This window comes from uncultured Phascolarctobacterium sp., from assembly GCF_937920985.1.
GTDB lineage: Bacteria > Bacillota > Negativicutes > Acidaminococcales > Acidaminococcaceae > Phascolarctobacterium_A.
In genome coordinates, this window is sequence record NZ_CALDXR010000013.1 from 61,791 (window position 1) to 72,653 (window position 10,863).

Annotated in this window: 12 protein-coding genes; all 12 read left to right on the top strand. The window is 49.6% G+C overall.

Annotated features, from left to right (window positions below; all coding sequences use genetic code 11):
- Window positions 1-4 precede the first annotated feature (4 nt).
- The 12 genes from pyrE (at window position 5) to Q0612_RS02135 (ending at window position 10,860) form a co-directional block, all read left to right on the top strand.
- Window positions 5-586 (top strand): orotate phosphoribosyltransferase, encoded by a 582-nt coding sequence (gene pyrE / locus Q0612_RS02080; protein WP_210684238.1) that lies wholly within the window; start codon window positions 5-7, stop codon window positions 584-586.
- Window positions 587-934: 348 nt separating this feature from the next.
- Complete coding sequence (locus Q0612_RS02085; protein WP_298880140.1) at window positions 935-1,774, top strand: Rpn family recombination-promoting nuclease/putative transposase; 840 nt, start codon at window positions 935-937, stop codon at window positions 1,772-1,774.
- A gap of 242 nt (window positions 1,775-2,016) precedes the next feature.
- Complete coding sequence (locus tag Q0612_RS02090; RefSeq protein ID WP_298880142.1) at window positions 2,017-2,898, top strand: phosphate ABC transporter substrate-binding protein; 882 nt, start codon at window positions 2,017-2,019, stop codon at window positions 2,896-2,898.
- Window positions 2,899-3,146: 248 nt separating this feature from the next.
- Window positions 3,147-4,052 carry a phosphate ABC transporter permease subunit PstC gene (pstC, locus tag Q0612_RS02095; RefSeq protein WP_298880145.1) on the top strand — a complete coding sequence of 302 codons (906 nt, stop codon included), beginning with the start codon at window positions 3,147-3,149 and terminating at the stop codon, window positions 4,050-4,052.
- Complete coding sequence (gene pstA, locus Q0612_RS02100; RefSeq protein ID WP_298880148.1) at window positions 4,049-4,933, top strand: phosphate ABC transporter permease PstA; 885 nt, start codon at window positions 4,049-4,051, stop codon at window positions 4,931-4,933. Before pstC ends, pstA begins: the two co-directional genes overlap by 4 nt.
- Window positions 4,930-5,697 carry a phosphate ABC transporter ATP-binding protein PstB gene (gene pstB / locus Q0612_RS02105; protein WP_298880151.1) on the top strand — a complete coding sequence of 256 codons (768 nt, stop codon included), beginning with the start codon at window positions 4,930-4,932 and terminating at the stop codon, window positions 5,695-5,697. Before pstA ends, pstB begins: the two co-directional genes overlap by 4 nt.
- Window positions 5,698-5,885: 188 nt before the next feature.
- Window positions 5,886-6,533 (top strand): phosphate signaling complex protein PhoU, encoded by a 648-nt coding sequence (gene phoU, locus Q0612_RS02110; protein WP_293828839.1) that lies wholly within the window; start codon window positions 5,886-5,888, stop codon window positions 6,531-6,533.
- A 267-nt stretch (window positions 6,534-6,800) separates the two neighbouring features.
- Entirely contained in the window at window positions 6,801-7,505 is a 705-nt protein-coding gene (locus Q0612_RS02115; RefSeq protein WP_298880153.1) for a class I SAM-dependent methyltransferase, read from the top strand.
- Entirely contained in the window at window positions 7,480-8,268 is a 789-nt protein-coding gene (locus tag Q0612_RS02120; RefSeq protein ID WP_298880156.1) for a Nif3-like dinuclear metal center hexameric protein, read from the top strand. The genes Q0612_RS02115 and Q0612_RS02120 overlap by 26 nt, the downstream gene beginning before the upstream one ends.
- Window positions 8,269-8,286: 18 nt before the next feature.
- Complete coding sequence (locus Q0612_RS02125; RefSeq protein WP_298880159.1) at window positions 8,287-9,213, top strand: 3'-5' exoribonuclease YhaM family protein; 927 nt, start codon at window positions 8,287-8,289, stop codon at window positions 9,211-9,213.
- Window positions 9,210-9,947, top strand: a complete 738-nt coding sequence (locus tag Q0612_RS02130; RefSeq protein WP_298880161.1) for a M48 family metallopeptidase — start codon at window positions 9,210-9,212, stop codon at window positions 9,945-9,947. The genes Q0612_RS02125 and Q0612_RS02130 overlap by 4 nt, the downstream gene beginning before the upstream one ends.
- Window positions 9,948-10,155: 208 nt before the next feature.
- A complete protein-coding gene (locus Q0612_RS02135; protein WP_366517731.1) occupies window positions 10,156-10,860 on the top strand; it encodes a response regulator transcription factor in 705 nt (234 codons plus the stop codon).
- Window positions 10,861-10,863 lie beyond the last annotated feature (3 nt).

Here is a 10,863-nt window from a genome sequence, read left to right on the forward strand (position 1 = left end):
GCAAATGGCAGTTTTAGAAGAAAAAGATGTTATGAAAATGCTCGAGGAAACTGAAGCAGTTCTCCATGGTCACTTTTTGCTGACCAGCGGTCTGCACAGCCCTATGTATGTTGAAAAATTCAACGTACTGCAGCATCCTAAATATACCGAGCGCCTGTGCCAGGAAATCGCACGTCGTTATGAAAACGACAATGTTGAACTGGTAGTTGGCCCGATGACCGGCGGCATTCTGCTGGCTCATGAGGTTGGCAAGGCTCTGGGCACCCGCGCTATCTTCACCGAGCGTGAAAACGGCAAAATGACTCTGCGTCGTGGCTTCCAAATCCCGGCAGGCACCCGCGTACTGGTTGTTGAAGACATCGTAACCACCGGCGGCAGCGTTAAAGAGGTTATGGAAGTAGTTAAAGAGCATGGCGGCGAGCTCGTAGGCGTTGGCCTGCTGGTTGACCGCAGCGGCGGCAAGGTAGACTTTGGCGTTCGCACCGAAGCTCTGCTGCACCTGAACGTAGAAACCTTTGATCCGGCAACCTGCCCGCTGTGCGCTAAAGGCGTACCGTTCACCAAACGTGGCAGAACTGGTAAATGAGACACAGTTTGTCGCAAGCGTAGCGCCGCGAGAAACTGAATGTCGAATTATCCTCGAAGAGGGCAAGTAAGCCAATCTAACCTAAATTTCAAAGCACCTGTTTATCAGCAAAATGATAGGCAGGTGCTTTTCCCTTACATACCAAAGCTTTCCCTTAAAATTACCCTATTTTTAAGGGAAAAACTTATAACTTCTTTCCTCTTGACAAAATCTGAAAAATCAGATAATATATATTCGTAAGATTTTTGCACGCCTGCCTGGAGTACGGTCGTCGCAGCGTCATTGAGAACGCCTTATGTATTATTGAAGTAGTACATAGGGCGTTTTTTTAGGAAGGGAGTTGAAGTAATGCAGACAAATGAAACAAGTCAAGAAAGCGAAATCAAGCAGGTCATTGGCAGCCTTTGCATGATGAACAATAGGTTTATGAATTTTATGCTAGATGACAACAAAAAAGCAGCGCAGGTTTTCTTGCGCGTTATCCTGAGAGATGATAAAATTAAGGTGAGAAATGTCAGGATACAGAGCTTTATCCAAAACATCTACGGACATTCTTCTCAACTGGATATTTTAGCGCAGGATAGCAAAGGACGTTATTTTAACGTAGAGGTGCAGAGAAGCGATGAAGGCGCACCTGCAAGACGCGCCAGATTTTACAGCAGTATCCTTGATACACACTTCCTGCAGCCTGGTAAGCTCTACGAAGAACTGCCGGATACCTACGTAATTTTTATTACAGAAAACGATGTCTTGCACGATAATTTGCCACTGTATAATATCAGGCGCAGAATCGATGAAAATGCGAAATGCTTTGAAGATGGTTCGCGCATTATCTATGTCAACAGCCAGCGTCGAGATAATACAGCGCTTGGTAAACTGATGCAGGATTTATATTGTACAGAGCCAAAGAATCTGCATTATCATGACTTTGCTGAGCGCATGGAGTTTTTGAAATACAGCAAGGAGGGCGAAGAAAAAATGACTGATGTAATTGAAGAATATGCTGCAAGAAAGGCCGAAGCATTAGCGAAAGAAGTAGCGAAAAAAGCTGAAGAAAAAGAGCAGGCAAACAGAATAGAGCTTGCCCAAGGCTTACTGGCTGACGGTATGAGTATCGAGTTCACCGTCCGTCACTCTAAGCTTACAGAAGCAGAGGTACGCGAATTGGCTTCTAAGCTGTCTGCGTAAGCTAAAAGGGTATTACCGCAAAAACAAAAATACAGTAAGTATAGGCACCTGTTTATCAGCAAAATGATAGGCAGGTGCTTTTTTTGCGCATTTTTTGCTATTTAACATGCTCTTAACATCGGCATAATACTTCCTTAACAATGATATATTATACTAGCATCATAAACCACGAACACTACTGATAAGGCGCAGAACTTATCGGAAATAAATTATTAGACGATGGTTGAAGGAGGAAATATATTATGAAATTGAAAAAAGTCGCATGTTTAGGTTTGGCAGCTATGGTAGCACTCGGTGCTCTGGGCTGCGGCAGTGATAACAAGGCTGCAGATAACAAAGCAGGCAGCAAGGTTACCGGCAGTGTAACCGGCAGCGGTTCTTCCGCACTTTTGCCGCTGGCAAAGGATGCAGCAAGCAAATTCAAAGCTATTAACCCGGATGTTTCCATCACCCTTAACGGCGGCGGCAGCGGCACCGGTCTGAAACAGGTTGCAGACGGCAGCGTTAACATCGGTAACTCTGACGTACCGGCAGAAAGCAAGCTGAAACCCGAAGTTGCTAAAGGACTTGTAGACCACAAGGTTTGCGTAGTTACTATGGCTCCGGTTATCAACAAAGACCTGACAGCTAAAGTAAAAAGCCTGACCAAGGCTCAGCTGACTGACATCTTCACTGCTAAGGTAACTAACTGGAAACAGGTTGGCGGCCCGGATGAACCTATCGTTCTGATTACCCGTCCTGCTACCAGCGGCACCCGCGCTCTCTTCCAGGAGTTCGCTCTGGGCGGTGCTAAAGAAGCAACCAACAAATCTCTGGAAACTGATGACTCCGGCACTCTGCTGCAAAGCGTAAAGGATAACAAAGGCGCTATCGGTTATGTTGCTCTGTCCTACCTCGTAAATAACAAAGACGTTGCAACCGTAGCAATCGACGGTGTAGAGCCTACTCTGGACAACACCTACAACGGCAAATATCCTGTATGGGGTTATGAGCACATGTATACTAAAGGCGAAGCTACCGGCGCTGTAAAAGCATTCCTGGACTTCATCCTCTCTGCTGATTATGGTAAGGAAATTGAAAAACAGGGTTATGGTGTTACTGCTAAAATGCAGGTTAAACGTTAAAATGGACTTCGGCTAAGGCGCATCTGCGTCATATCATGAGTCATTAAATTTATTACGCTTCCATCTAAATGGGAAGCAGGAAGACAGCATACGCCAAGAGATGCGTCTTACCGGTCTTCTCATCCCCTTTAGAATAAACATCAAGGCTGTGCCGGGCAGAAGCTGGTAAGTTATCAGCTGCGAGCCTTTGCATAGCCTTTAGTTTTACGAAAGAAATATTCACGAGTTATATCAGAGGAGAATAGTTTATGCAACAGGTTACAACAAATGCTTATAGGCAGGATGCGTTGTGGCGCTATATTATTACCGGCTGCGGCCTGGCGCTCATTGTTCTGACGCTGTCTATTGGCGCTTTCCTGTGCTACAAGGGCGTAGGCACGTTTACTACATACAACCACAGTATTGCAGAGTTTCTTTTTTCAGCAGATTGGGAGCCGAGTGACAGCACTGAGGGCGGCGGCAAGGTTGGTGCAGCCATCTTTATTTTCGGTTCTGTTATTACCTGCGCGTTGGCGCTGGCGATTGCTACACCGTTCAGTTTGGCAACCGCAATTTTTATGACGGAGATTTCGCCGGAGCTGGGCAAGCGCTTTGTCCAACCGGCTGTGGAAATTTTTGTCGGCATTCCTTCCGTAGTTTACGGCTGGATCAGCCTGACCATTTTGGTACCGCTGATTAAAAATATTTTTAACCTGCGCTTCGGCTTTTCCGTATTAGCGGCAGGTATTGTACTGGCGGTGATGATTTTCCCGACCATCACCAGTCTGGCGGCAGATGCACTGCGCAGCATCCCTAAAAGCTACCGCGCTGCTTCCTATGGTCTTGGCGCAACCCGTTGGCAGACTATTGCCAAGGTGGTAGTGCCTGCGGCAGTTACCGGTCTGATGACGGCTGTTATCCTGGGCCTGGCGCGTGCCTTCGGCGAAGCGCTGGCTGTAGCGATGGTTATCGGCAAGATGCGTGCCTTTCCAAGCTCGCTGCTTGCTCCGACCAACAATTTGACGGCGGCGATTGCGGCAGATATGGGCGGTGCCATGGAGGGCAGTGAATACAACATTGCTTTGTGGACAATGGCGTTGCTGCTGTTTATCATTTCTCTGGCCTGCATCTTTGCCATCCACTTTTTAACTGCTAAAGGAGGGAAGCAGGCATGAACGACAGTATAGCGCGTGCAAAGTTTATTGATAAGCTGATGACAGCTGTGTTTTATTGCGTAGCAGGCTTCTTTATCCTGCTGCTGGTAGCCTTTGGCCTATATGTTATTATTAACGGCTTCAAGGATTTCAGCTGGAGCCTGATATCCTTTGAGGGCAGCGGCATCGGTAATTTGTTCTTCAACACTATTTATCTGGTTTTCCTGTCGCTGCTGGTGAGCGTGCCCTTGGGTGTCGCTGCCGGCATCTATATGGCGGAATACGCTAAGCAGGGCAGTTTCACCAAGTTTCTGCGTATGTGTATCGAAACGATGTCCTCATTGCCGTCCATTGTTGTCGGCCTGTTCGGTTACCTGGTGTTTATCGTGATGACCGGCTCGCAGTGGAACCTGTTCAGCGGTGCGCTGGCAGTTTCTATCCTCAGTATTCCGCTGATTATGACGGTCACGGAGGATGCCTTCAAATCGCTGCCGCAGGGCTATAAGCGCGGCAGTCTGGCCATGGGCGCAACGCTGTGGCAGACTATTTACAAGGTGCTGCTGCCGGCGTGCCTGCCGCGTATCATGACTGGCGTGATTTTGGCTGCAGGCCGTGGCTTCGGTGAAGCGGCAGCTCTCTTGTATACCGCAGGCATGAGCACCGATATCAACTGGAACAGCTGGAACCTGCTGTCTCCGACCTGCCCGCTGAACCCCTTCCGTCCGGGCGAAACGCTGGCGCTGCATATTTGGGCATCGCGTACCGAGGCGTTGGCTGCGAATGCGGCGCAGATGGCCAACCTTTCTTCAGCAATATTAATGCTGCTTGTGCTGTCCTTTAGCCTGGGCGCACGTTACCTGAGCACTTATTTAGACACAAAAACCGGAGGTAGCAGAAAATGACGATTGATAACGCTGCAACTAAATTTTTAGTGCAGGATCTGGATTTGTATTACGGCAAATTCCAAGCGTTGAAAAAAATAAATCTTGATATTAAGGAAAAGGAGATTACCGCGCTTATCGGTCCTTCTGGCTGCGGCAAATCCACCTTTTTGAAAACACTGAACAGAATGAACGACCTGGAGGAGGGCGTGCGCATTGAAGGCAGCATTGCACTGGATGGCAAGGATATTTTTGCGGAGATTGACCCTATCAGCCTGCGTCACCGCGTTGGTATGGTCTTTCAGCAGCCTAACCCCTTCCCGAAAAGCATTTATGACAATGTTGCCTACGGTCCACGTATTCATGGCGTGACGAAAAAGAGCGAGCTGGACGAGATTGTGGAGCGCAGTCTGCGTCAGGCTGCCATCTGGGACGAGCTGAAGGACAGACTGAGCAAGAGTGCGCTGGGCCTGAGCGGCGGCCAGCAGCAGCGCCTGTGCATTGCGCGTACCCTGGCTGTGCAGCCGGAGGTTATCCTCATGGACGAGCCTACCAGTGCGCTGGACCCGATTTCTACGATGAAGATTGAGGATTTGGCTCTGGAGCTGAAAAAGGATTACACCATTGTTATTGTTACGCATAATATGCAGCAGGCTGCGCGTATTTCTGACAAAACAGCCTTCTTCCTTTTGGGCGAGCTGATTGAGTTCAACGAAACGAAGCAACTGTTTGCTAATCCGTCTAATCCTAAGACAGAAGAGTATATTACCGGCAGATTCGGTTGATGCAAGAAGAGGCGCGTAAATGCGACACGGAAAGGCTCTCCTAGGGGACAAAGTAAGGTATACTGTCGAAATGCTAATAAGTGCAGTCCCCTCTCAGTCGCCCTGTGGGCGCCAGCTCCCCCCAAGGGGAGCCTCTCATGTATCGCTGCTTACTTTGCATTTAAATTTGTTGAGAAAGGAACAATAAAATGACACGTAACAAATTCAACGAGGAGCTGAAGCAGCTGCTCAACAGTGTGCGCGTGATGGGTGTAAATCTGGAGGATACCCTGGATAAGGTTATCGCCAACCTGGAGCAGAAGGACGCAGCCTTAGCGCAGCAGATTATCAGCGATGATGATAATTTTGACAACAGCGAGGTCAATATCGAAAAGCAATGCCTGGAGCTGGTGCTGACACAGACTCCGGTAGCAACTGACTGGCGCGAGATTGCCAGCTGCCTGAAGCTGGTGGGAGATATGGAGCGCATTGCGGACCATTGCAGTGACATCAGCCAATACACCTTGAAGCTGATAGAAAAGGAGCCTGTGCCGCTGCCGGATAACTTTATGGCTATGCTGCAGGTAATGCGCCAGATGGTGTATGATAGCATCAGCGCAATCAGCGAAAATGATTTGGAGCTGGCCAATAAGGTTATTGCTACCGATGATGAGGTAGACAATTATTTTGCCGAAATGCGTCAGCATCTGACTACTGTTATGCAGCAAAAACCGCAATATGTACCCCAATATGTTGACTATCTGATGATTGCCAAATATGTGGAGCGCATTGCCGACCATTCCACGAATATCGCCCAATGGGTAATGTTTGTGGTAAAGAACGAACTGAAAAACTGAGCTTTGAATGGCAATCACGGCCTCTGTAGCAATGCGGGGGCTTTTGTTTATGCTACGGTTGTTGCGGCGTTAGCGGGCCGCGTCATTTGGCAGACTGGTTTTCTATATTCGTTGATTTGTGTTATAATATAATATTAGAGTATTTGCGGACAGGGCAGCGTCATGTGTTATTACAGGCACTGGTTTTATGCATAGACATATGCTGTAGGCTGCACTTGTCACGATTTAAAATGATAATATTTTTAGAGCAGATTCAGGAGGGATTCAATGCATATTGATAGACGATTAGAAACTATTGCCAACCTGGTGCCGCAGGGCTGTGTGCTGGCTGATATCGGTACAGACCACGCGTATCTGCCGGTTTGGCTGCTGGAAAAGCAAAGAATTTCCCGGGCAATTGCCGGTGATATTGCCGCAGGCCCCTGCCAGGCTGCGCGCACTACCGTGGCACAGTTTGGCCAGCATGAGCATGTTGATGTTCGTCAGGGCAGCGGCCTGAAGGTGCTGAGCCCCGGTGAAGCAGACTGCATTGCTATTGCCGGCATGGGCGCTTCTACTATTATCAGCATTCTGGAGGATGATATGGAGGTAGCGCAGAGCGCCAAGCTTTTGGTGCTGCAGCCTATGGCCGGTGCTGCATCCCTGCGCGCGTGGCTGTGCAGCCACGGCTGGCAGCTGGCTGCCGAGGAGTTGGTGGATGACGCTCCGCATTTTTATGAGATTATTGCCGTTAAGCGCGGCTCTGCGCCTGTTTACAGCGCGGCAGAGTGCGCTGTAGGCCCGTTGCTGCTGGCGCAGAAGCATCCGCTGCTGGCTAAGCAGCTGGCACGCCAGCTTGCTACCTGCAGCCAGCTGCTGGAGAATATGGGACGCAGCGAGCGCGCACGCGCGAGCGAAAAGTATAAGGAAGTACAGGCGTTGAAGACAGAACTGGAGGTGTTGCAAAATGGCAAGCGTAGTGACAGTAAATGATATCATCAACCTGCTGGAGGAGATGGCGCCGCCGGAGCTGGCGGAATCCTGGGATAACGTCGGCCTGATGCTGGGCAGACGCCATAAGCCTGTGCGCAAGCTGCTTTTGGCACTGGATATGACACAGGAGACGGTGACGCAGGCCTTGGCGAAAAAGGCTGATATGCTGATTACGCATCATCCGGCAATTTTCCATAAGCTGGGCAATGTGACGGATGCCGACTGGCAGCAGGAGCTTTTGCTGCAGCTGGCGGAAAACGGCGTTGCTGTTTACAGCGCGCATACGAATCTGGACTGCGTGGCGAACGGTGTCAACAGCGTGCTTGCCAAAAGACTGCGTTTGCTGGAACCTGACGTACTTGATACAGTAAGCGGACTGGGACGCATTGGCGAGCTGGCGCAGCCGACCAAGCTGCAGGACTTTGCACTCTTTGTCAAAAAGGCTTTGCAGGCCGATTATCTTACCATAGGTGATGCGGGCCGCAAGGTTCGCCGTGTGGCTGTTTGTGGCGGTGCCGGTGCTGATCTGATCGGTCTGGCATTGGCGCAGGGTGCAGACACGCTGGTGACGGGTGATGTGAAGTATCATGAGGCACAGCAGGCTGTCTTTAGCGGGCTGAATATTATCGATGCAGGCCATCAACCGACGGAGCTGCCGGTGCTGGACGACCTGGCTGACAGATTATCGCTGCGTTTTACGGAGAAGCATTGGGACGTGGCAATTCAGGTAGCACGCGAAACACTGCTGCTGAAGCATATATAGAAAACAGGTGATAGAAGAATGATTAAGGATTTTAAGGCCGGCACTAAGGTATGCCAGGCAGTTTTAGTAAGAGTACAGAAGGTAGGCAATTCCTCTAACGGCGGCGTATTTGCCCGCGGCATGATGGAGGATAACAGCGGACGCATTGCCTTTATCTGTTTTGATGCAGTGCTGGTAGACAAGCTGCGTGAGCTGGAGGGCCCCACCGCCTTCATGATGGGCGGCAACGTCGACATCAACAAATTCAATAACGATATGTCGCTGCAGGTGATTGTGCAGCGTCTGGAAAACCTGCTGCCACAGGACGATATCAGCAATCTGCTGCCTCAGGGTGATTTTGATGTAGAGGCTTATAAAACTAAGCTGACAAATTATATCAAGGCAGTGCGCACTCCGGGACTGCGCATGCTGCTGGAAACTATCTTCAGCGGTGCCACCTATGAGCGCTTTGTGACCAACCCTGCAGGCATGCGCATGCATCATGCTTATCTGGGCGGCCTGCTGCAGCATTCTATTGATGTTACCGGCCTGGCAGTGGCCCTGGCGGAGCAGATTGAGGGCGTAGACAAGGACCTTGTTATTGCTGGCGCTCTTTTGCATGACATTGGCAAAATCCGTGAGATTTCTGCGGAAATCGGCTTCCCTTATACCAGTGAAGGACGTCTTTTGGGACACATTACCATGAGCTGCATGATGGTGCAGGAGGCCGCTGCCAAGCTGCGTCTGCCTGCTTCCCGCCTAGAGCAGCTGCAGCACATTCTGCTGGCACACCATGGTGATAACGAAAAGGGTTCGCCGGTAGCCTGTGCGACGCGTGAGGCCTTTGTGGTGCATTACGCTGATGAAATCAACGCTGTAATGAACCAGTTTGACGTGCATGAAGGCAAGAGTGCCTGGGAGTTCAACCGTATGCTGGGACGCAATATCCTGGTAGACAAGCTGTGAGCAGCAAAATAATACGCCAAACAGCGTTGAAGCTGCACGGTCTGACGATAAATCTGCAGTTTAAGCTGGTCAAAAATATTACGCTGCGTATCAAGGAGGATGGCGCCATCTTTCTTACTGCTCCCCTGGGAATGAGCATAAGCGAGGTGCAGCAATTTCTGGAGAGCAAGGAGCAGTGGCTGCGCCAAAAGCTGCAGCTGGTGCTGCAGGCGCAGCAAAAGCAGGAGAAGAAGTACAGCATGGGCGAGCTGCCCTTTGACGGCCAGCATATATGGCTGTGGGGCAGGCGGCTGCCGGCGTGCTTTGTGCTTAGCAGTAAAAAGCACGGCACCTATGAGGTGCAGGCGGACGCTGTCTGTTTTTATTACCGCAGTGAGCTGAGTGCGGAAGCCCGGTGTGCTTTTGTGGAATTCTTCTATAAGCAGGAAGTGCTCTACAGTGGTGCGCAGCTGATGGCAGTCTGGGCAAAGAAAATGGGCGTGCGTCCTACAGGCCTCAATGTGCATCGCATGAAAACGCGCTGGGGCTCCTGCAACGTGCGCACCGGCAGTATCAATTTGAATACGCTGCTGGCCTGCTGGCCCAAAGAGTGTCTGGAATATATTGTGGTGCATGAGCTGGCGCATTTGCAGGAAGCAAATCATTCACCGCGCTTCCACGCTATTGTTGCCACCTATTTGCCGGAGTGGCGCAAGCGCAAAAAGCTGCTGGAGGATTTTAAGCCTGTTTTATAGCCGCTTCAAGCATAAGGTATAAGCATTTTCTGTGACAAATAATGCATTTTGCTTTGTATTGATGATAAAAACAGTATATATATGTAAATCTTTTGTGAAAGCATACTAAGAAAGCAAGTATTTGTGCTATAATTATAGTAACATCTTGTAGGGCTCTGTCATTTGCTGTAATAAATAAATGACATGAGTCAGTTCAAAGGCAGGAGTGATGATTATGGCAAAACAGAAAATATTGATTGCTGATGATGAGGCGCAGATTCGTGAGATTTTGCGCATATATTTTGAGAAGGAAGGCTTTGAGGTTATTGAAGCTGAAGATGGTGCTGCCGCAATATTGAAGGTGCAGTCCGAAAAGCCGGATATTTTGCTGCTGGATATCATGATGCCCGTTCTCGATGGCATTGAGGTTTGCAAGCAGGTACGCAAGATGTCGGATCTGCCGATTATCATGGTTACGGCTAAGGACGATGATGATGACCGCATCGCCGGTCTGGAAATCGGCGCTGATGATTATATCACCAAGCCGTTTAATTCGCGTGAGGTTGTGGCCCGCGTGAAGGCTGTGCTGCGTCGTGCAGGCACCCAGGAGAAGAAGGGTGAGGTTTCCCGCATCACTTATCCTGGTCTGATTATCGATATGGACCAATATCAGGTAACAGCCTTCGGCAACAAAATGACCTTTACGACTAAGGAAATGGAGCTTTTGTGGTGCCTGGCATCTAACCCTGGCAAGGCCTTCAGCCGCAACCAGCTGCTGGAAACAATCTGGGGCTATTCCTATTATGGCGATACACGTACTGTTGATACGCACATCAAGCGCATCAGACAGAAGCTGAATATTCCGCCTGATTCCAAATGGGATATCACGACTATCTGGGGTGTTGGCTATAAATTTGAATTAAAGGACAACTAAATT

Excerpts from the sequence above, each read along its gene's own strand:
- Q0612_RS02125 (WP_298880159.1), top strand. The coding sequence starts at position 8,287 with ATGATTAAGGATTTTAAGGCCGGCACTAAGGTATGCCAGGCAGTTTTA.
- Q0612_RS02135 (WP_366517731.1), top strand. The coding sequence starts at position 10,156 with ATGATTATGGCAAAACAGAAAATATTGATTGCTGATGATGAGGCGCAG.
- Q0612_RS02090 (WP_298880142.1), top strand. The coding sequence starts at position 2,017 with ATGAAATTGAAAAAAGTCGCATGTTTAGGTTTGGCAGCTATGGTAGCA.
- pstC (WP_298880145.1), top strand. The coding sequence starts at position 3,147 with ATGCAACAGGTTACAACAAATGCTTATAGGCAGGATGCGTTGTGGCGC.
- phoU (WP_293828839.1), top strand. The coding sequence starts at position 5,886 with ATGACACGTAACAAATTCAACGAGGAGCTGAAGCAGCTGCTCAACAGT.
- pstA (WP_298880148.1), top strand. The coding sequence starts at position 4,049 with ATGAACGACAGTATAGCGCGTGCAAAGTTTATTGATAAGCTGATGACA.
- Q0612_RS02115 (WP_298880153.1), top strand. The coding sequence starts at position 6,801 with ATGCATATTGATAGACGATTAGAAACTATTGCCAACCTGGTGCCGCAG.
- Q0612_RS02085 (WP_298880140.1), top strand. The coding sequence starts at position 935 with ATGCAGACAAATGAAACAAGTCAAGAAAGCGAAATCAAGCAGGTCATT.
- pstB (WP_298880151.1), top strand. The coding sequence starts at position 4,930 with ATGACGATTGATAACGCTGCAACTAAATTTTTAGTGCAGGATCTGGAT.
- pyrE (WP_210684238.1), top strand. The coding sequence starts at position 5 with ATGGCAGTTTTAGAAGAAAAAGATGTTATGAAAATGCTCGAGGAAACT.
- Q0612_RS02120 (WP_298880156.1), top strand. The coding sequence starts at position 7,480 with ATGGCAAGCGTAGTGACAGTAAATGATATCATCAACCTGCTGGAGGAG.